Raw genomic sequence first — 21,040 nt, 5'->3', positions numbered from 1 at the left:
TTTTCCCTTGCGGACAAGGCAAATCACATGGATAAATTTTACTTTATACAGGCAGTCGACAAAGAGCAAGGTTTAGAGTGCTAAAATTATAGGTTATTGAAAAAATTTGTTCGCAAGATTGTATATATATCGCAAGATAGGACACACATGAAGAATACTGCCACAAGCAATAATCCGCCACTTCTTTCAAATGCAATCCGTGCGCTCGCCATGGATGCCGTTCAAAAGGCAAATTCCGGTCATCCCGGTGCCCCTATGGGGATGGCGGAAATTGCACAGGCTTTATGGACACGGCATTTGCGTCATAATCCGCAAAATCCGGCCTGGTTCGACCGTGACCGCTTCGTGCTGTCCAATGGTCATGGCTCCATGCTCTTGTATGCTTTACTGCACCTTACCGGCTATGATCTTTCCATCGAGGAACTGAAAAACTTCCGCCAGCTGCACTCCAAAACACCGGGGCACCCCGAGGTGGGTATTACCGCTGGCGTCGAAACCACCACCGGTCCCCTCGGACAGGGTATTGCCAATGCGGTCGGTTTTGCCCTGGCAGAGCGCTTGCTGGCGTTGGAATTCAACAAGCCTGGCCTGCCTGTCATTGATCATTTCACCTACGCGTTTGTCGGCGATGGTTGCCTGATGGAAGGCATTTCCCACGAAGTGGCTTCATTGGCCGGCACACTCAGACTTTCCCGTTTAATTGTACTGTACGATGACAATGGCATTTCCATCGACGGCCAGGTACAAAACTGGTTTGCCGATGATACCCCCAAACGCTTTGAGGCCTATGGCTGGAATGTGATTCGCGATGTGGACGGCCACGACGTAAACGCTGTTGATCGTGCCATTGCCCAGGCCAAAGAAGCGGCGCTTGGTGACAATGCCGGTCCTACCCTTATTTGCTGCAAAACGGTAATCGGTAAAGGCGCGCCCAATATGGCCGGCTCTGAAAAAGTGCACGGTTCACCCCTGGGTGCCGTCGAGATCGAGGCAACCCGTGCCGCGATTGGCTGGGATCTGCCCGCCTTTGAAATTTCCAGCGAAATTTACCAGGGCTGGAACCAGGTAGAGCGTGGCATTCAGCTGCAAGACGAATGGCAAGCCCGCTTTGACCGATACGCACAAGAATTCCCCGAGCAGGCCAAGGAACTGGCCCGTCGCATGAATGGCGAACTGCCTGCCGATTTTGCCGCTCAGTTCAATGCTTACCTGCAAGAAACCGTGAATAAAGCTGAAACGGTTGCCTCACGTAAGGCTTCCCAGTTTGCCATTGCTGCTTTGGCTGAAATCCTGCCCGAGTTTTTGGGTGGTTCGGCCGACTTGACCGGCTCCAACTTTACTGACTGGAAAGGGGTTGCTCCGGTTCGTGCCACTGGCAATGGCCTGCAGTTTGGCCGTCACATCAACTATGGTGTACGTGAATTCGGTATGGCCGGCATCATGAATGGTATTGCCCTGCATGGCGGTTACCTGCCATTTGGCGGCACCTTCCTGACCTTTTCCGATTATTCCCGCAATGCGATTCGCATGGCCGCGCTCATGAAGCAGCGTGTGGTGCATGTTTTTACCCATGATTCCATCGGTTTGGGTGAAGACGGCCCTACTCACCAGTCTGTCGAGCATGCTGCCAGCTTGCGTCTGATTCCCAACCTGGATGTCTGGCGTCCCTGCGATACAGTGGAAACCGCCATTGCCTGGAAATCAGCCGTCAGCCGTCCGGCCAGCCTGGGTACAAACGTACAGCAGGGTGGTCCCAGTGCCTTGCTGTTGTCGCGTCAAAACCTGCCTTTTGTCGAGCGCAGCCCTGAAGCTGTCGCCAATATTGAAAAGGGTGGTTACGTATTGCGTGATGCCGAGCAGGCCAAGGCCATTATTATCGCCACGGGTTCTGAAATTGAAATCGCCCTGAAAGCCCAGGAAGCCCTTGCCAGTGAAAATATTCCGGTGCGTGTGGTTTCCATGCCAAGCACCAATGTATTTGACCGTCAGTCAAAAGAATGGAAAGATTCTGTTTTGCCAAAAGAATTGCCTTGTGTGGCCGTCGAGGCAGGCGTGTCTTCCATCTGGTATAAATACACCGGACGTGACGGTGTTGTGGTGGGCCTTGATACCTACGGTGAATCAGCACCCGCCGGTGTTTTATTCAAGCATTTTGGCCTGACTTCAGAAAAAGTGGCCGACGCAGTCAAGCAAGTTTTATAAACCAGGAGAGAATGTAATGACCATTCGTGTTGCAATCAATGGATACGGTCGTATCGGCCGCAATGTATTACGTGCCCACTACGAAAGTGGCAAATCCCATGATATCGAAATTGTCGCTATCAATGACTTGGGCGACCCTAAAACCAACGCTCATTTAACCCAATACGATACTGCCCACGGCAAGTTCCCCGGTACGGTAACGGTTGATGGCGATTACATGGTGGTTAACGGTGATAGGATCCGTGTGCTGGCCAACCGTAATCCGGCAGAATTGCCATGGGGTGAACTCAATGTTGACGTCGTGCTGGAATGTACCGGCTTTTTCACCAGCAAGGAAAAAGCCAGCGCCCACCTGAAAGGCGGTGCCAAAAAAGTCATTATTTCCGCACCCGGCGGTAAAGACGTTGACGCTACTATCGTATACGGTGTTAACCACCAGGTTCTGAAAGCAAGCGACACCGTTATTTCCAACGCATCCTGCACCACCAACTGTCTGGCTCCGCTGGTTCAGCCCCTGCACGAAGCCCTGGGCGTTGAAACCGGTTTGATGACTACCGTTCATGCGTACACCAATGACCAGGTATTGACCGACGTCTACCACGAAGACCTGCGTCGTGCACGTTCTGCCACCATGAGCATGATCCCGACCAAAACCGGTGCTGCAGCGGCTGTTGGCCTGGTATTACCCGAATTGAATGGCAAACTCGATGGCTACGCGATCCGTGTTCCGACCATCAATGTTTCCATGGTTGATCTGTCTTTCATCGCCAGCCGTGAAACAACCGTTGAGGAAGTGAACGCCATCCTGAAAACCGCGTCTGAAGGTTCCCTGAAAGGTATTCTGGATTACAACGAAGCACCGCTGGTTTCCATCGACTTCAACCATAACCCGGCCTCCAGCTCATTTGACGCTACCTTAACCAAAGTTTCTGGCAAACTGGTTAAAGTGGCATCCTGGTACGACAACGAGTGGGGCTTTTCCAATCGTATGCTTGATACCACTGTTGCCTTGATGAACGCCAAATAATCAGTTCATTTCGCAATTCACGAAAAACGGCATCCTGTTACTTAAGATGCCGTTTTTCCTTATTACAATCAATATTGTCAAATCACCATGAATGGATGCGCGGTCTGCATGAAATGGCCTGCTCCATGCAGTCGATAATCATACATTAAGGACATGCAAAAATAATGTTAAACGTTCAAACGCTTTCTGCACTGGCCAAGGCGGATCAACTCAAGGGTAAACGTGTGTTTATCCGTTCCGATTTAAATGTCCCCCTGAATGATCAGGGAATTATTACCGAAGACACCCGTGTACGGGCTTCGGTGCCAGCCATTAAAATGGCACTTGAGGCAGGCGCTGCCGTCCTGCTTACGTCTCATCTGGGGCGTCCCACCGAAGGCACCCTGACCGACAAAGACAGTCTGGCACCCGTGGCCGCCCGTTTGTCCGAATTGCTGGGCCAGCCGGTTGAGCTGGTGCAGAACTGGGTGGATGGCGGCTTTGAGGTAGCGCCCGGCCAGGTTGTATTGCTGGAAAATTGCCGCGTGAATGTGGGCGAGAAAAAAAATGATGAAGCGCTGTCCCGTAAAATGGCCGCGCTTTGTGATGTTTATGTGAACGATGCATTCGGTACAGCGCACCGTGCCGAAGCCACCACGCATGGTATGGCCCGGTTTGCACCGATTGTTTGTGCCGGACCGCTTCTTGAGGCAGAACTGGCCGCTTTGGGCCGTGTATTGCAAAATCCCAAGCGTCCAATGGTGGCGATTGTAGGCGGCTCCAAGGTCTCCAGCAAACTGTCCATTTTGCAGGCCCTGGCTGAACGCGTCGACCAGCTTGTTGTGGGCGGTGGTATTGCGAACACCTTCATGCTGGCCAGTGGCCTGAATATTGGCAAGTCCCTGGCAGAACCCGATCAGGTAGAACAGGCCAAAACCGTGATTGATATCATGGCCAAGCGGGGTGCCGGTGTGCCCATTCCTGTTGATGTGGTTTGTGGCAAGTCCTTTTCTGCCGATACACCGGCTACTGAAAAAGCCGCGACTGAAGTGGCCGATGACGATATGATTTTTGATATTGGTGAACAAACTGCCAATACCCTGGCCGAAATTCTGAAAAAAGCCGGAACCATCGTCTGGAACGGTCCGGTGGGTGTGTTCGAGTTCGACGCATTTGCCAATGGCACGAAAAAAATTGCCGAAGCGATTGCCGAGTCCGAAGGCTTTTCCATTGCCGGTGGTGGCGATACCCTGGCTGCAATTGCCAAGTTTGGCATTGCCGACAAGGTTGGCTATATCTCTACCGGCGGCGGTGCTTTCCTGGAGTTCCTCGAAGGCAAGACATTGCCTGCCGTCGATATCCTGCAACAACGTTTTGCCCAATAATTTTATATCATATAAGTAAAACTTTATTACATTTCAAAGTGATGCCATAATAAGCGTTCAGAATAGAACGTAAAATTATGGCATCAGCCGATGCCCTTCAGGAAAAATAGGGGTAGGGGAAATGTATAAAAGACATTTTGTGTCCTTGGGGTTTGTGTTGCTGGCGGGTACGGCTTCTGTCGTACAGGCGGCACAAATAGCGTCGCTGATACCCACCGGGCGCATTAACGAGGTCAGCAGCGTCAAGGCTCGTTTCAGTGAGCCGGTAATTCGTCTTGGACGTGCCGACAGTCCCGATCCCCTCTTGGTTAAATGCGATCACCCTACGCTGACAGGCCATGGGAAATGGAGTGATGTTTCCAACTGGTCTTATGATTTTGAAGGCAGGGTGCCCTCTGGTGTGACCTGCACCGTTTCCCCCAATCCCGCGTTTCGTGACCTGCAGGGCAAGGTCGTGCAGTCAGAACCTCAATACACCTTCAATACGGGCGGTCCCCGGGTGGATTATGTCGTGCCCTACGGTGACCAGGTCGATGAAGACCAGGCCTTTGTGATTAATTTCACGGCACCGGTCAATCCCCAATCCCTGGCCCGGAAAGCCGTTTGCACGGTGACCGGCTATGGTGAGCAAATCCCGGTGCGGGTATTGGGGCAGCAGGAAAAACTTGAGCTGTTAAGTCAGTCTTTGGACTATCTGTCAGACCGTGCCGGGCAGGTTGAAGTCGTGCAATGCAGCCGACGCCTTCCTGCCAGTGGCAAAATGCAGCTGTTTATTAACAAAGGTCTTGAAGGTGCCGGCGGTTTGTTGTCTGAACTGCCCTATGAACGAAATTATGAGGTCAGGGAGCCCTTCAAGGTCAGTTTCAGCTGTCTGCGTGAAAACCAGAATGCCGCCTGCATGCCCGTCAAGCCCATTACCTTAAACTTTAGCGCCCCGGTTTCGCTTGAACTGGCCAAGGCGATTACCCTGGAAGTGGATGGCAAAACGTATTCCCCTTCCTGGGCGGATGAGTCGCCTGATAATCTGGTTGAAAGTGTCAGGTTTGCGGCTCCATTTCCGGAAAATGCGGAAATGCGGGTGGTGTTGCCCGCTGATTTTCGGGATGACGCGGGCAGGCAGTTATCCAATGCCAGTCAGTTTCCGTTAAAGAGTGCTTTCGGGCGTACTCCACCGTTGGTGAAATTTGCCTCATCCACTTTCGGCATTATAGAAAAACACGCCGAAACCGAGCCGGGCAAAACATTGAAAGAGCAACCTGCCCTGGTCCCCCTGACGGTACGCAATGTGGAAAGCCATTTGCAGGCGGGTGATCACTTCATTTCTCCGGGACAGGTCAGTGATTTTGTACCGCAAACCGACCAGGATGTACTTAACTGGTTTCACCGGGTGCGTCGTCTTGATGACGTTCGTTACAGTCCTGCCAATATCCGTGCCATCATGAATGACCTGGCCATTGACTGGGACCGGGAAGACCCGAAAACAGAGGTGGATAGCCGCTCGGTGTCCATCCTGGCCAATAATGAAAAAATCTCCAAAATCAATTTGCCTGCTTCAGGTGGCAATAACGAGCGTGATTTTGAAGTGATCGGCTTGCCATTGCAGCAAACCGGCTTTCATGTACTTGAAGTCAAGTCTGCCCATTTGGGACAGTCCTTGCTGAAAGACCGTAACCCCATGTATGTGCGAACGGCAGTATTGGTAACCAACCTGGGCGTGCACGTTAAAAAGGGCAAGGATGATTTTCTGGTTTGGGTTACTACCCTGGATGATGCCAAGCCGGTGCCTGATGCGCAGGTGAATGTCTTGGCTTGCGATGGTCAGGTGGTGGCGGGCGGCCAAACCGGTGAACACGGTATCTGGCATTTGAAAAAGCCCGTCAGTGGCAAGGATTATTGCGAAAACAATGGCATGAGCGGTTATTTTGTCTCTGTGCGTATTCCCGAAACCCATCCCATGGCCAACGGGATGTCGGATTATTCATTTGCCTTGACCAGCTGGGACCGGGGTATCGAACCCTGGCGCTTTAACGTGCCCATGGGGTACAGCAGTGATCAGCTTGACCTGAAAACCCACACGGTGTTTGATCGCAGCCTGTTCAGGGCCGGTGAAACCGTGTCCATGAAGCACTTTATCCGTACTGAAACCCGTGATGGTTTTGGTTTGCCTGATGCCGGGCGACGGCCCGTGCAATTGACCATTTCGCATATGGGCTCTTCTGACACATACGAAATTCCCGTCGAGTGGCAGCCAAGTCCCAGTGGTGGCCTCAGTGCCATCACGAACTGGACGATTCCGAAATCGGCCAAGCTTGGTGAATATGAAGCACGGTTTGACAGTGTGGGCAGTGATTATTTTGGCAGCGCTTCTTTCAGGGTCGAGGCTTTCAAATTGCCACTGCTCACGGGTAGCCTGAAAATTGCCCAGCCCGGGCAGGAAGGGGGGGCCATTGTTGCACCGCATGCGCTTGATCTGGATTTGCAACTTAATTACATAGCCGGTGGTGCGGCGGGTCAGTTGCCTGTGACCATTTCGGCCATGGCACGGGACCGCTCAGTGTCTTTTGCCGATTACAGCGATTTTTCTTTTGAGCCGCCTCGCACGATAAAGGATGAAGATGACTATGAGCAGTCTGATTCTGCGACACGACTGTTTGTGGATAAAAAACGGTTGGAGCTGGATGACAAAGGAGGGGCACGGCTGGAAATTACCCCTGTTCCAGAGGTTAAACAAGCCAAAACCTTTACCTTTGAAGCCAGCTTCCTGGATCCGAACGGTGAAATCCAAACCCTGAGCCAGCAGGTTGCGGCCTGGCCGGCCAATATCGTGGCAGGCATTCGTACCGGTTACTATCTTGAAAAGGGTAAAAATGCCAAAATCACCGCGCTGGCCCTGACGCCGTCTGGCAAACCGCTTGGGCAAACCCCCATTCAGGTTCAGGCCGTCAAATACACCTCTCATACCGTACGCAAACGTTTGGTAGGCGGTTTTTACAGTTATGACACGCAGCGCGTGAGTCAGGATATGGGTACGGTTTGTGAGGGTCGTACCGATCATGACGGCCGGCTTGAATGCGATGTTTCCCTGACGGAAACCGGGCGTGTCAGCCTGGTAGCCCAAGTCCGGGATGAGCAGGGGAACCTGTCCCGGGCGGAATCTTCTGTCTGGGTTGTCGGGCAGGAAGAACTCTGGTTTGCCGGTGAGAATAATGACCGCATCGATATCATCCCTGAGCGTAAGGAATATGCGGCCGGTGAACAGGCCCGTTTCCAGGTGAGAATGCCGTTTCGGCAGGCAACCGCACTGCTGGCTGTCGAGCGTGAAGGGGTGCTGGAAGCCAGAGTGGTGGATATCGATGGCAAAGATCCAACCGTCAGTCTTGACATCAAACCCGAATGGGGGCCCAATGTGTATGTATCCGTATTGGCTGTGCGTGGACGGGTCCGTCAGTCACTTGGCCTGTCCCTGTTCAACTGGGGCAAAGATAGCGAAGAAGTGGCAGCGCCCACGGCCATGATTGACCTGGCCAAGCCCGCTTTCCGTTTTGGCCTGACCGATATCCGGGTACAAAGTCCGGCGCATAAAATCAATATACAGTTAACACCCGACAAGGAACAGTACAAGATCCGGGAAACCGCCAAGGCTACCATTAAGGCCGTCTTACCCGATGGCAGGCCGGCCGCCGGGGCTACCGTGGCGGTTGCCGTGGTGGATCAGGCACTGCTTGAACTGGCCGATAACCCCAGCTGGAAACTGCTTGAGGGCATGATGGGCGTGCGTCCTTACAGTGTTGAAACGGCCACGGCACAATTGGAAATAATCGGGCGTCGGCATTATGGCCGTAAAGCCTTGCCACCGGGCGGTGGGGGCGGCATTGGCGCGCCCACCCGCGAGTTGCTCGATACGCTCTTGTTGTGGAAGCCCAATGTGGAGCTGGACGGGCAGGGGCAGGCCACCATTGATATCCCGCTTAACGACGTGATTTCCCGTTTCAAGGTGCTGGTGGCGGCCGATCATGGTACGCAGCTGTTTGGTGACGGGGCTGTTTTCATTCATACCACGCAGGACCTGCAAATTATTCCGGGCTTGCCACAGGTGGTGCGCGAAGGCGACCGTTATCAGGCCATGGTCACCGTACGCAATGCCAGTGCCCGAGCCATGAAAACACGGGTACAGGCCAGCTTTACCGGTACAGCGGTGGCACCACAGTCATTGCCGGCGCAAGAGCTTGAACTGGCAGCGGGGTCTTCAGGGCAATTGAGCTGGGATGTCCAGGTGCCCGTTTCGGGTTCGATCCTTGACCGTCAAACGCTCAACTGGACGTTGCGGGTTGCCGAGACTGGCTCCGGTGATGCGCAGGATCAACTGCGCTTCATCCAGGAAGTATCACCGGCAACGCCCGTCACGGTGCGCCAGGCTGCCCTGTTATCGGTCAGCCCTGAAACGCCGGTCAGTGATTTTCCTTTGCAGGTGCCCCCCGAGTCGCTGCAGAAAGCGGGGCGGTTTGTGGGGGGCGTGCAGGTCCAGTTGCAGCCTACGTTGGCTGGCGGGCTGCAGAATGTGCGTAAATGGTTCAACAACTATCCTTATACCTGCCTTGAACAGGTCTCTTCCATTGCGGTTGGCTTGAGCAGCCCCGAAAAATGGAATGCCATCATGGAGCAATTGCCCGCTTATCTGGATCAGGATGGTCTGGCCATGTATTTTCCCAGTGCTGTCCTGAATGGTGATGTGGTATTGACGGCCTACCTGATTTCCATGGCCGATGAGGCGCAAAAACAGGGAGTGGTTGATGGCATTCCTGCAGCCTACCGGGATCGTATGCTTGATGGCTTGCACAATTATGTATTGGGCAAGTTGCGGCGCAATACCTGGGCACCCGTCAATGACAATGTTGAGCGTCGTGTGATTGCCCTTGAAGCGCTTTCCCGTTATGGCCGGGTCACGCCTTCCCTGTTGTCATCGGTCAAGCTGGATACCCAGAACTGGTCAACTGCTGCGCTCATTGACTGGATGAATATTGTTACCCGGGTCAAGGGCATCCCGAACCGCAGCCAGATGCTGGAACGGATTCGTCATGCCTTGGTCGCGCGCATGGACCGTCAGGGTACGGCGATGGTTTTTGCCGATACCGGTCGCAACTCGTCCTGGTGGCTCATGCTTAATCCAGAGGCGAATATGGGCAAGCTGTTGCTGGCTGCCATGAATCAGAAAGCATGGGAAAACGATATCCCCTATATGTTGCAGGGTCTGCTGCAGATGCAGCAGAAAGGGGCGTGGTCGACCACCACCGCCAACTTGTGGGGAACCCTGGCCGTGGGTCAGTTTGCCCGGCAGTTTGAAAAAACACCGGCCAAGGGTAGTGTCAATATGATGCTGATGCCACCCAATGGTGAAGCCCAGACCTGGGAGAATATGAGCCTTAACCAGAAAGTCTTGTCCCCTTGGGCAGGTACCGACAGGGAATCGCTGTCTCTGAGCAAACAGGGACCGGGCAGGGTGTGGGCGACTGTCAGTGCGCTGGCAGCCGTGCCGGTTACCCGGCCCGCTTATGCCGGTTATGTGATAGAGAAAACCATTGAGCCGGTCAGTCGGGCTTCAGACACCCAATGGACCCAGGGTGATGTGTACCGGGTCAGGTTGCTGGTCAAGGCCAAGTCGGCCATGAACTGGGTGATTGTTTCGGATCCGGTGCCTGCGGGTGCCACCATTCTTGGCAGTGGGCTGGGCCGTGATTCGCTAATCAGCACGGCTGGTGAACAAAATGATGGCTGGGATGGCCCCAGTTTTGTTGAACGCTACCCCGATGTTTACCGTGCTTACTACCAATATCTGCCAGCCGGTGAATCGGTGGTCGAGTATACCGTTCGTTTGAATACACCTGGTCAGTATGTGTTGCCACCCACACGAGTGGAGGCCATGTATGCACCCAATGTTTATGGGGAGTTGCCGAATACGGCCGGCTTCGAGGTGAAAGGGCCATAAGGCATGGGTTTGCAATCGGGGCGGTGTGGCTGGCGCATTCTGGGCTGGTGCGCCATGAGCGCAGTAGGGGTGATGGCGCTGGCCTTTTTCCTGATGCGCCTTATGGTGGCGCAGCAGGAAGTGCCTTCTTTTGAAACGGTCAAGGCCGCTTATCGCTCGTCGTATGTAGCGTTGCTGGATGCTCAGGGTCATCTGTTGCAGCAGCAGCGACAGGATTTTCAGGAACGGCGGGGTGAATGGACCGTCATTGATGATGTTTCCCCAGCCATGCTGGATGCCTTGCTGGTTTCTGAAGACAAGCGGTTTTATGCGCATCACGGGGTAGATCCCCAGGCCTTGTTGGGGGCGGCTTATAAACGCCTGTTTGAAGGTCATAGTGGTGGGGCTTCAACATTAAGCATGCAGCTGGTGGGTCTTCTGGATGAACGTCTTTTCCGGCAAAAACGAACCCGTACCTATCGGCAAAAAGCCCGGCAGATCATCATGGCCCAGGCACTTGAACTAAGCTGGAGCAAAGCCCAGATACTTGAAGCTTATCTGAATCTGGTTTCATTTCGTGGAGAACTGACGGGTATTGACAGCGCGTCCCGTGCCTTGTTGCAGAAATATCCTGCGGGTATCGATTACCGTGAAGGTGCCATGCTGGCTGCCCTTTTGCGGGCGCCCAATGCATCGGCTAAAACGGTTGCCTTGCGTGCCTGTGGCATTTTGCAGCGGCAGGCTTTCACGCGGGATTGTGATCATTTAGAACGTTTTGTTGGATATTACCTGGCCAATCAACAACATGCCCATCTGGATGATCCAGTGCTGGCTCCGCATTATGCCAGTCATTTGCTGAGCCTGTATAAAGCGAGTGGACAAGCGGTTGCGGACACCATTACCAGTACGTTAAACCGCGATTTGCAGGTGTATGCCTTGCAAAGCATCCGGCGCAATCTCAAGCCTTTGCAAAAGCAGAATGCCAATGATGCCGCAGTTGTCGTGCTGGACAACCGTACGGGTCACATACTGAGCTATATTGGTTCTTCCGCGGACCTGGCCAGTGCGGCCCATGTGGATCATGTACGTGCCCTGCGTCAGGCGGGCTCAACCCTCAAACCGTTTCTGTATGCGCAGGCTATCGACCAGGGCCGTCTGACCGCCGCTTCCCTGCTTGATGACCGCCCGGTCAATCTGGCTACCGGTTCGGGCCTGTATGTGCCGCAAAATTATGATCGGCAGTATTCCGGTTGGGTCAGTGTCAGGGTGGCCCTGGCTTCTTCCCTGAATATTCCTGCCGTGCGCACGTTGACCATGGTGACGCCGGACGCCTTCCAGCATTTGTTAAGCCGTCTTGGCCTGCCGCTGGCGCAGTCGGGTGATTACTACGGCTACAGTCTTGCGCTGGGCAGTGCAGAGGTATCTTTGCTGAGCCTGACCAATGCGTTTCGGGCCTTGGCCAATGGTGGGCGGTACAGTGACGTAAACTGGGCCGTACCGGGGGAGGAGTACTTGTCGCCTGCTTCAGGTGAGCCGCTTATTTCCGCTTCAACGGCCTGGATTGTGGGGCATATGCTGTCGGATCGCCAGGCGCGGGCCCGCACCTTTGGGTTGGATAGCGCCCTGAGTACGCCTTTCTGGAGCGCCGTTAAAACGGGTACCAGCAAAGACATGCGTGACAATTGGACAATTGGCTGGTCGCAGGATTATACCGTTGGGGTTTGGGTGGGCAATAGCAGTGGTGCCAGCATGTATGACATTACCGGTGTTTCAGGTGCAGGGCCGATTTGGCATGATGTGATGGGATATTTGCATCAGAACCGGCCTGGCAAGGCGCCTGCCATACCGGCGGGGGTGGTGGCCGAACAGGTGGTGTTTGAACAGGATCTGGAGCCTTCACGTACCGAATACTTTCTGCCGGGTACCGAACTTTCCCGGGTTGCCCTGGCGAGCTCATTGCCGGCGGTGCAGGATCAGTCCCTGTTTATCAGTCATCCGGCTCATGACACCATTATCGCCCTTGATCCTGACATTCCGGCCGATAGCCAGCGTCTGCTGCTGCGTGCCGGCAATACGGCCGGACGGGTCACGCAAACGGTGAACTGGTATGTGAATGGCCAGTATCTGGGCAGTGCCAATCCTTATGCCTGGTTACCCTTGCCGGGCCGTCATCGGCTGGAAATCAGGGACGGGCAAAACCGGGTGCTTGATGCGGTTGTCATACAGGTACGAGGTGCCCGCCTTGCCAAGCCGGATGATCAGACAGGCTGATTTATTTTAAAAAATACTTTTTAATTTTAAATTTGTATTGGCGGATCTTTTAACAAGGCCAAGTACCCCTGTTTGGTATCGGGCCAGCGCAAGCGAAAGCCGCTTTCCAGCAGCAATGCATTGCTGAGTCTTTTGTTGCCAATGCCAGCCGGTGGAGCGCCCTCTGGCGGGCAGGGAACCTGCATGGCGTTTGCCAGCCAGTCGTACAGTTCGTCAATGGGCAGGGGGGTGTTGTCATTAACCAGGTAACAGGGGGCTGGTGTTGGCAAGGCCAGGCAATGAACAATGGCAGCGGCAGCGTCTTCAATGTGAATCCGGTTGGCATAATGCGTTTCATGGCGAGGCACCCGGGTCTGGCTGGCCCGAATCCTGGCCAGAAGCTGTTGCTTTTCAGGGCCATAAAGACCGGACAGCCGCAAGACGATAGTTTCATAAGGTAGTGCATGTACATGCTGTTCCGCTGCTTGCAAAACCTGGCCATTCACCCCCAGCGGCAACAGGGGCGTGTTCTCATCCACCCAATTGCCGTGATGTTCACCATAAACCGCGCTGGAAGAAATGAAAACAAGGCGTTTAAGCCAGGTGGTGTCCAATGCGCCCAGCAAATTATTCAGACCCTGGATAAAAATGGCCCGATAGGCGGTTTCGGTTCTTTGTGGGGGCGTGGGGCAATAAATAATATCGCTGATTTTTTCAGGCAAGGCTTGCATGCTGTCTGGCTGGCACAGGTCTGCCTGGATCCATTGTATTTGTGGCGACGTTGTTTGGGCATTCATGGGCTGCCCGGGAGGATTTCTTTTTAAACCGTAAACCACATGCCCTTGTTGCAGTAGCAGATGCGCGGCACGCAGGCCAAGATTACCGCATCCGGCAATTAAAATGTGTTTAGTGGTATTCAATGCATGTATTCCGTTAAGAGGGCGGTTCAAGGGGGAAGTTGGCTTCATTTTAGGTATTCTGGGGCATAATTAGTGCATTGATATCTGACTATTTGTGAGAAATATGAATTTAGCGTCTGATTTTTCCCGCCTGAAAGTGGCGGTGGCCCAATTTCCTGCCGTGAATGATATTGCGGCGAATAAAAAATACATTCATGACTTGACACTGCAGGCGGTTGCGGAGGGTGTTGAGCTGCTGGTGTTTCCCGAGGCGGCCATGTGTTCATTTGGGTCTGATTTGCCAACCTTAAGGGAAATTGCCCAACAGCATTCTCCGGCATTTATTGAGTATATGCAGGGCCTGGCACGCAGCCACCAAATGAATATTATTGTGGGCGTGCTCAGCTTAAGCGATGATCCGGCAGAAGAGCGGGTTACCAACCGGTTACTGGTGATGAATGCCCAGGGTGAAGTGATTGTCCGCTATACCAAATTACATGTGTATGATGCTTTCAACTTCAAGGAATCTGACAAGGTCAAGCCGGGAGACATTAAAGCGGACGGCTCAGAACTTGGTTTATTCAAGATTAAAGATTTTATGATTGGCCTGGTCAATTGCTATGACCTTCGTTTTCCCGAGCTGTCCCGTGCCCTGGCGGTCAAGGGGGCGGATGTCATTTCAGTGAGCGCGGCCTGGATTGCCGGGCCTTACAAGGAAAATCACTGGGAAATCCTGCTTAGGGCACGGGCTATTGAAAATACCAGTTATGTGCTGGCTTCAGGGCAGACAGCGCCGCGTTGTGCCGGAAACAGCATGATTATTGACCCAATGGGCAGTATTGTTGCCGGCTGTGCCGACCAGCCGGGGCTGGCGGTAAAGGTATTGGAAAAAGAAAGAATACAACAGGTCAGAAATATTCTGCCTTGTCTTGAAAACAGGCGCTATTAAAAACAGCCTCAACTTTAGTTGAAATTGAAAATGGCCGGTCTTGAACCGGCCATTTTGCTGGCAGTGGCCTTTTCGGCCTGGCCTGCCACGATTTGTTTAACCTTCCTGTTTGCGTTCCAGGCGATCGGGTTCGTATTCACCCCAAAGCGCATTCAGAATGGCCAGGGCGATGGCAAAGCCAATCCCTAATGTCCAGGCAAAATACCACATATCAAACTCCAGTAAAAATATGGTTTAGTAAACGGAATGTTCATTTTCACGAATATAAGCCGTGGTGACTTTTCCTCTCATGATGCTGTAGGCCCAACGGGTATACAAAATAATGATGGGCATGAAGATGACAACCGCAATCAGCATGACGAACAGGGTGAAATGGCTGGATGAGCTGTCCCAGACGGTAAGGCTGGATGCCAGATGGCTTGATGAGGGCATCATGAACGGGAACATGGAAACGCCGGCGGTACCGATAATGCCGGTAATGCCAAGCGCGGAAACAAAGAACGCGGCAAAAGTTTTCCCGCTTTTGGCCAGCCACAGGGCGCCCAGGATACCCACATAACCCAGGACAGGCACCAGGATGGTTAACGGCCAGCGCTGGTAATTGGCCAGCCATGCGCCGGCTTCACGCACCACTTCCTTGGTTAAGGGGTCGGGGCTGGCAGCCAGGTTGATGGCCGATGTAATACGGTAGCCGTCAATGCCAAATGCGACCCAGATTCCGGCCAGGGTAAAACCGATCACCGTTACCAGGCCACTGATGGTCATCCATGTCTTGGCCCGGGATTGGATCGGGTCTTCGGTGCGGTGCATCAGGTAAATGGCGCCGTGGAAGGTGACCATGCCGCTGGCAACCACACCGCAAAGCAGGGCGAAGGGATTGAGCAAGGCCCAGAAACTGCCTGAATAGGTGGGGTTAAGGATGCTGTCATATTGGAAAGGCACGCCAAGCAGCAGATTGCCAAAGGCCACGCCAAAAATGACCGGTGGAACGAAGCTGCCCACAAACAGGCCCCAGTCCCAGGTTTTGCGCCAGGTGGTATTGTTGATTTTGCTGCGATAGTCAAAGCCGACAGGACGGAAGAACAGCGCCCATAATACGGCCATCATGGCCCAGTAAAAGCCCGAGAATGCGGTGGCATAAATCATGGGCCAGGCAGCAAAAATGGCACCGCCAGCCGTAATGAACCAGACCTGGTTGCCATCCCAGTGAGGAGCAACCGTGTTGATGACGACACGGCGCTCTTCATCGTTTTTGCCGACAAAGGGAAGCAGCGTGGCGACACCCATGTCATGGCCGTCCATGACGGTAAACCCGATCAGCAGGACGCCTATCAGCAGCCACCAGATGAATTTCAGTATTTCATAATCAATGATGTTTTCCATAATCTGGCTCCTTAGTGTTTGGGCTCATGAACATAGCGACCGGTACCCAGGCTGCCGGGGCCCTGCCTGGAGAAACGGATCATGAGATACATTTCCACAACGAACAAAATGGTGTAGAAAGCGATGAATCCGGCCAGCGAACCCCATAAGGAGCTGGTGCTAAGTGTGGAAACGGACAGATGGGTAGGCAGAACGCCATACACGGTCCAGGGTTGGCGTCCGAATTCGGCCACGAACCAGCCCACTTCGCAGGCAATCCAGGGCAATGGCAGAGAGTACAGGGCCAGTTTCAGCAACCATTTTTTTTCGGTAAAGTTGCCTTTGATGGAAGCCCAGAAAGAGGCCGTAAAGAGAAACAACATGAAGAAACCAAGACCCACCATGGCACGGAATGACCAGAACAGCGGTTTGACGGCAGGAATGGTATCTCTGGCAGCCTGGGCAATCATTTCAGGCGTGGCCTGGCCGACATCGGCGCTGTAGCGTTTAAGCAGCAGGCCAAAACCCAGGTCTTCCTTGTGTTTCAGGAAAGTATCCATGGCTTGCTGGTCATTGCGGTTTGCACGCAGTTTGTCAAGGGCGACTACCGCTTGCTGGCCAGACTCGATGCGAGCATGGTTTTCCTTAATGATATCGTGAATGCCGGGTATGACTTCGGTGGTGGAACGGGTGCCGATCAGGCCCATGAGCCATGGGATCTTGACTTCCCAGTTGTTTTTCATTTCCGCGTCATTGACCGAGGCAATCAGGGTAAATGGGGCAGGGGCCGGTTCGGTTTCCCACATGCCTTCAATGGCGGCAAGCTTGGTTTTTTGGGCTTTGCCAATCGAGTAGCCGGATTCGTCACCCAGAACAATCACGGACAGAATGGAGGCAATGCCAAAAGCTGCGGCAATGCGAAAACTGCGTTTGGCAAATTCAACGTCCTGTTTTTTCAGCAGATACCAGCTGGAAATCGAAAGGACGAACATGGCGGCTGTTACATAACCGGCAGAAACCGTATGCACGAATTTGTTCTGGGCCTCGGGGTTGAGAACAACAGTCCAGAAATTGTCCATTTCCATCCGCATGCTTTCAAAGTTGAATTCGGCTCCGATGGGATTTTGCATCCAGCCATTGGCCACCAGAATCCACAAAGCGGACAGGTTGGTGCCGACAGCCATTAAAATGGTCACGACCAGATGCTGCCTGCGTGACATGCGTTCCCAGCCAAAAAAGAACAGGCCGACAAAGGTGGACTCGAGAAAGAAAGCCATTAAGCCCTCAATCGCCAGTGGGGCACCGAAAATGTCCCCCATGTAGTGGGAATAATAGGCCCAGTTGGTACCGAACTGGAACTCCAGTGTGATACCGGTTGTGACGCCAAGGGCGAAGTTGATGCCAAAGAGCTTGCCCCAGAATTGGGTCATGTCTTTATAAATAACCTTGCCTGTCATGACATAGGCGGATTCCATGATAACAAGAATCCAGACCATGCCAAGCGTGAGCGGCACGAACAGGAAATGGTATAGGGCTGTCAAACCAAATTGCAGCCGGGATAGGTCAACTAATTCATCCATGCGGATTTACTCCTTGAGACTTTTTCTGGAATGAAAGGGGGGCGTATGTCAGCAGACGTGACATTCACCTTGATAAATGCAATGAAAAATTTTCTGGTTAGGAAAACAGGGGAAACTGAGGAGGAGCCTGGCTGCGGTTAGGTCGCCAGCGGATAGTGCGAATGAGCAGTTGCCATTCGTGGTAAACAATCGTGATGACTTGACGGGCGATAAATCCGAGGAGCAGGATACAGGCCAGCGTGACAATGGCTGCCTGGGATTCGGAAAGAATGCAGAGCAGGCAGTGGATATCGGAGGTGTGGGCGGCAGAGTCCGGACCGAGTGATGCATTGCTGCTGATGGTTAAGGTTTTACTGTTGCCGGATGAATCGCAGATTTCGAGGGTGAAGGGTAAGGGTGTGATGGAGTCTGTGCCCAAAAGCGATGAGACGGAAGGTGAAACCGCAGCCAGGGTCATCACAATGAGGATGACCCATAAAGTACAGTGGAGAGAGCGGTTTTTATAACGGTTCACAATATTGAGTACTAGAATAGATTAAACAAATTGTAAGTCCGATGTGCAAAAATTACTTTGCTAAATCTCAAAAGTTTCTTGATTTGGATTGATTTTGTTCATCGTGCGTTTTCAGTTGATCAGAGGCGTGGCAAACCTGGCCTTTCAGGCATGATTCATATTACAAAAAACGTACTCGTTTGCAAAATTTGCCGGTAGGGGGGAAACTTGGGTAAAAAAACACAAACCCACGTAAAATATGGGCAATTCGGAAATTTGACATAGATCCTCTAGGAGAATATCACATGGCATTAGTTTCAATGCGTCAGTTGCTCGACCATGCGGCCGAAAACGGTTACGGCATTCCTGCTTTTAACGTTAACAATCTTGAGCAGGTCCAGGCCATCATGGAAGCGGCCAAGGAAACCAATAGTCCGGTTATCATGCAAGCCTCTGCCGGTGCCCGCAAATATGCAGGCGAAGGCTTTCTGAAGTATTTGATCCAGGCTGCGGTTGAAAGCTACCCTGAAATTCCGGTCGTTATGCACCAGGACCACGGGCAGTCTCCCGAAATTTGCCAGGGCGCCATTAATCTGGGTTTTTCCAGCGTCATGATGGACGGATCCCTGATGTCAGATGGCAAAACCATTGCCGATTATGAATACAATGTGGAAGTGACCAAAAAAGTGGTGGACATGGCCCATAAACTGGGTGTGACCGTTGAAGGTGAACTGGGCTGCCTGGGTTCACTGGAAACCATGGAAGGTGACAAGGAAGACGGCCACGGTGCCGACGGTAAACTCACGATTGACCAGTTGCTGACCGATCCCGAGCAGGCTGCCGATTTTGTGCGTAAAACCCAGCTTGACGCCCTGGCGATTGCGATTGGCACCAGCCATGGTGCGTATAAATTTACCCGCAAGCCAACAGGCGATATCCTGTCTATCCAGCGCATCAAGGAAATTCACGCTCGCCTGCCCAATACCCACCTGGTCATGCATGGCAGCTCAAGCGTGCCACAAGAGTTGTTGGCTGAAATTCGCGAATTTGGTGGCGACATGAAAGAAACCTATGGTGTACCGGTTGAAGAAATCCAGGAAGCCATTAAATATGGTGTGCGCAAAATCAATATCGATACCGATATCCGTCTTGCCATGACGGGCGCGATTCGTCGCTTTTTGGCTGAAAATCCGTCCAAATTCGATCCGCGTGAATACAACAAACCTGCCCGTGAAGCAGCGAAAAAAATCTGTATTGCCCGTTACGAAGCCTTTGGTACGGCAGGTAATGCCAGCAAAATCAAACCGGTCAGCCTGTCTGAAATGGCTTCCCTGTATGCGGCCGGCAAGCTCGATCAGCAGGTTAAATAAATTCCTGTTTGCATAAAAGGCAAATGCCGGTATTAAAAATCCCGTCTTCTATTCATTTGGGGCGGGATTTTTTATTTAAAGCGTTAAAATATCGGGTTTGATCCGTTATGGTTTTTGTCATAACGCACATATCCATTCCAACCAAACTTAAGGGTTACAAGTGGCTACTGCACTTCATCAATCAACCATCAAATCATTACCATTGCTGGCACGCGGTAAAGTACGTGACATGTATGCCGTGGGTGATGATAAGCTGCTTATCATTGCCAGCGACCGCATTTCCGCGTTTGACGTCATTCTTGATGATCCGATTCCGGGCAAAGGCAAGGTACTTACCGAATTAACCGGGTTCTGGCTGAAAAAACTGGCGCACATTATTCCCAATCACTCGACCAATATGAGGCCTGAAGATGTGGTGGCCCCTGATGAGGTTGATCAGGTTATAGGCCGTGCTGTCGTTGTCAAACGCTTAAAGCCTGTGTTGGTTGAAGCGGTGGCCCGTGGTTATCTTATTGGTTCCGGTTGGAAGGATTACCAGGAAACCGGTACGGTTTGCGGCGTGAAGTTACCGGAAGGCTTGAAACTGGCCAGCAAACTGCCTGAACCTCTTTTCACGCCAGCTGCCAAGGCCGAGTTCGGCTCACACGATGAAAACGTGGATTTTTCCCATGTGGTGAAAGAAGTGGGGCAGGAACTGGCAGAGAAAATCCGTGACATTACCCTGAAACTGTATGCGGAAGCGGCCAGTTTTGCCGCGGAAAAAGGTATTATCATCGCCGACACCAAGTTCGAGTTTGGTCTGGATGAAAATAATCAGCTGTATTTGATGGATGAAGTGCTAACCCCCGACTCCTCCCGTTTCTGGCCAGCTGACAGCTATCAGGAAGGTATCAGTCCTCCTTCATTTGACAAGCAGTTTGTGCGTGACTGGCTTGAAACCCAGCCTTGGGACAAAACCCCGCCAGCTCCCCGTCTGCCACAAGATGTACTTGAAAAAACAGCCGCCAAATATCGTGAGGCGGTAGACCGTCTGCTGGCATAAGAAAAGGAATATCATGAGCGACAATATCAAGCCGGTTGTGGGCGTTATAATGGGCTCCTCCAGTGACTGGGAGGTCATGCAGCATGCAACCCGGATGCTGGAAGAGTTTGGTGTGCCTTACCAGGCGCAGGTTATTTCAGCGCATCGCATGCCACACGATATGGTGGCTTACGGTGCCCGTGCTTACAATGACGGTATTCGTGCGATTATTGCCGGTGCCGGGGGCGCTGCCCACCTGCCGGGCATGATGGCGGCCTTGACTGAAGTTCCGGTGTTTGGGGTGCCGGTTCCTTCCCGTTACCTGAAAGGTGAAGATTCCCTGCTTTCCATTGTGCAAATGCCCAAGGGCGTCCCGGTGGCCACGTTTGCCATTGGCGAGGCCGGTGCGGCCAATGCGGCCCTGCATGCCATTGCCACCCTGGCCATGACCAATCCCCAGTTGCGTGAAAAATTGCTGGCCTTTCGTGAAAAACAAACGGCTGCCGCGCGCGCCATGACCTTGCCACCTTCGGCTTAGTGTTTTTGCAAACCAAAATTTTT

14 protein-coding genes are annotated in these 21,040 nt (G+C 52.8%); 9 read left to right on the top strand and 5 right to left on the bottom strand.

From position 1 onward, the window contains the following. The first annotated feature begins 147 nt into the window (after nt 1-147). The 5 genes from tkt (at nt 148) to pbpC (ending at nt 12,826) form a co-directional block, all read left to right on the top strand. Nucleotides 148-2,202, top strand: coding sequence for a transketolase (tkt, locus tag KU392_RS09330; RefSeq protein WP_169293780.1), 2,055 nt, complete (start codon nt 148-150; stop codon nt 2,200-2,202). A gap of 16 nt (nt 2,203-2,218) precedes the next feature. Beyond that, nucleotides 2,219-3,229, top strand: coding sequence for a type I glyceraldehyde-3-phosphate dehydrogenase (gene gap / locus KU392_RS09325; protein WP_169293781.1), 1,011 nt, complete (start codon nt 2,219-2,221; stop codon nt 3,227-3,229). Between the two features lie 164 nt (nt 3,230-3,393). Further along, nucleotides 3,394-4,593, top strand: a complete 1,200-nt coding sequence (locus tag KU392_RS09320) for a phosphoglycerate kinase (RefSeq protein WP_217735150.1) — start codon at nt 3,394-3,396, stop codon at nt 4,591-4,593. A 121-nt stretch (nt 4,594-4,714) separates the two neighbouring features. Beyond that, nucleotides 4,715-10,576 (top strand): alpha-2-macroglobulin family protein, encoded by a 5,862-nt coding sequence (locus tag KU392_RS09315; protein ID WP_217735149.1) that lies wholly within the window; start codon nt 4,715-4,717, stop codon nt 10,574-10,576. A gap of 3 nt (nt 10,577-10,579) precedes the next feature. Then, nucleotides 10,580-12,826 (top strand): penicillin-binding protein 1C, encoded by a 2,247-nt coding sequence (pbpC, locus tag KU392_RS09310; protein WP_246587411.1) that lies wholly within the window; start codon nt 10,580-10,582, stop codon nt 12,824-12,826. Between the two features lie 26 nt (nt 12,827-12,852). Here the strand turns inward: pbpC and KU392_RS09305 are convergent, their stop codons facing one another. After that, nucleotides 12,853-13,725, bottom strand: coding sequence for an NAD-dependent epimerase/dehydratase family protein (locus KU392_RS09305; RefSeq protein WP_246587410.1), 873 nt, complete (start codon nt 13,723-13,725; stop codon nt 12,853-12,855). A 103-nt stretch (nt 13,726-13,828) separates the two neighbouring features. Between KU392_RS09305 and KU392_RS09300 the strand changes: the two genes are divergently transcribed. Then, the gene (locus KU392_RS09300; protein ID WP_169293785.1) at nt 13,829-14,653 is read left to right on the top strand and encodes a carbon-nitrogen hydrolase family protein; all 825 of its coding nucleotides are present in this window, start codon (nt 13,829-13,831) and stop codon (nt 14,651-14,653) included. Between the two features lie 96 nt (nt 14,654-14,749). On the opposite strand, the gene cydX is transcribed toward KU392_RS09300, so the two are convergent. From cydX to KU392_RS09280, 4 genes are all read right to left on the bottom strand, one after another. Further along, nucleotides 14,750-14,863 carry a cytochrome bd-I oxidase subunit CydX gene (gene cydX, locus KU392_RS09295; RefSeq protein ID WP_217735147.1) on the bottom strand — a complete coding sequence of 38 codons (114 nt, stop codon included), beginning with the start codon at nt 14,861-14,863 and terminating at the stop codon, nt 14,750-14,752. A 24-nt stretch (nt 14,864-14,887) separates the two neighbouring features. Continuing rightward, nucleotides 14,888-16,024, bottom strand: a complete 1,137-nt coding sequence (cydB, locus tag KU392_RS09290) for a cytochrome d ubiquinol oxidase subunit II (protein WP_217735185.1) — start codon at nt 16,022-16,024, stop codon at nt 14,888-14,890. A 23-nt stretch (nt 16,025-16,047) separates the two neighbouring features. Further along, complete coding sequence (locus KU392_RS09285) at nt 16,048-17,601, bottom strand: cytochrome ubiquinol oxidase subunit I (protein ID WP_169293954.1); 1,554 nt, start codon at nt 17,599-17,601, stop codon at nt 16,048-16,050. A gap of 91 nt (nt 17,602-17,692) precedes the next feature. After that, nucleotides 17,693-18,109 carry a DUF2946 family protein gene (locus tag KU392_RS09280; protein ID WP_302890966.1) on the bottom strand — a complete coding sequence of 139 codons (417 nt, stop codon included), beginning with the start codon at nt 18,107-18,109 and terminating at the stop codon, nt 17,693-17,695. Between the two features lie 284 nt (nt 18,110-18,393). Here KU392_RS09280 and fba point away from each other — a divergent pair, with 284 nt between their 5' ends. The 3 genes from fba (at nt 18,394) to purE (ending at nt 21,017) form a co-directional block, all read left to right on the top strand. Continuing rightward, nucleotides 18,394-19,458, top strand: coding sequence for a class II fructose-bisphosphate aldolase (gene fba / locus KU392_RS09275; protein ID WP_169293789.1), 1,065 nt, complete (start codon nt 18,394-18,396; stop codon nt 19,456-19,458). A gap of 160 nt (nt 19,459-19,618) precedes the next feature. After that, nucleotides 19,619-20,500: a phosphoribosylaminoimidazolesuccinocarboxamide synthase gene (locus KU392_RS09270; protein WP_169293790.1), complete on the top strand. Its 882-nt coding sequence runs from the start codon at nt 19,619-19,621 to the stop codon at nt 20,498-20,500. A 13-nt stretch (nt 20,501-20,513) separates the two neighbouring features. Further along, nucleotides 20,514-21,017 (top strand): 5-(carboxyamino)imidazole ribonucleotide mutase, encoded by a 504-nt coding sequence (gene purE, locus KU392_RS09265; protein ID WP_217735146.1) that lies wholly within the window; start codon nt 20,514-20,516, stop codon nt 21,015-21,017. Nucleotides 21,018-21,040: the final 23 nt, after the last annotated feature.

This window comes from Advenella alkanexedens (assembly GCF_019132845.1).
GTDB lineage: Bacteria > Pseudomonadota > Gammaproteobacteria > Burkholderiales > Burkholderiaceae_B > Advenella > Advenella alkanexedens.
The sequence above is the reverse complement of the archived record's forward strand: the minus strand, read 5'-3'. Positions and strand labels throughout refer to the sequence as shown.

Excerpts from the sequence above, each read along its gene's own strand:
- tkt (WP_169293780.1), top strand. The coding sequence starts at position 148 with ATGAAGAATACTGCCACAAGCAATAATCCGCCACTTCTTTCAAATGCA.
- gap (WP_169293781.1), top strand. The coding sequence starts at position 2,219 with ATGACCATTCGTGTTGCAATCAATGGATACGGTCGTATCGGCCGCAAT.
- KU392_RS09320 (WP_217735150.1), top strand. The coding sequence starts at position 3,394 with ATGTTAAACGTTCAAACGCTTTCTGCACTGGCCAAGGCGGATCAACTC.
- KU392_RS09315 (WP_217735149.1), top strand. The coding sequence starts at position 4,715 with ATGTATAAAAGACATTTTGTGTCCTTGGGGTTTGTGTTGCTGGCGGGT.
- pbpC (WP_246587411.1), top strand. The coding sequence starts at position 10,580 with ATGGGTTTGCAATCGGGGCGGTGTGGCTGGCGCATTCTGGGCTGGTGC.
- KU392_RS09300 (WP_169293785.1), top strand. The coding sequence starts at position 13,829 with ATGAATTTAGCGTCTGATTTTTCCCGCCTGAAAGTGGCGGTGGCCCAA.
- cydX (WP_217735147.1), bottom strand. The coding sequence starts at position 14,863 with ATGTGGTATTTTGCCTGGACATTAGGGATTGGCTTTGCCATCGCCCTG.
- fba (WP_169293789.1), top strand. The coding sequence starts at position 18,394 with ATGGCATTAGTTTCAATGCGTCAGTTGCTCGACCATGCGGCCGAAAAC.
- purE (WP_217735146.1), top strand. The coding sequence starts at position 20,514 with ATGAGCGACAATATCAAGCCGGTTGTGGGCGTTATAATGGGCTCCTCC.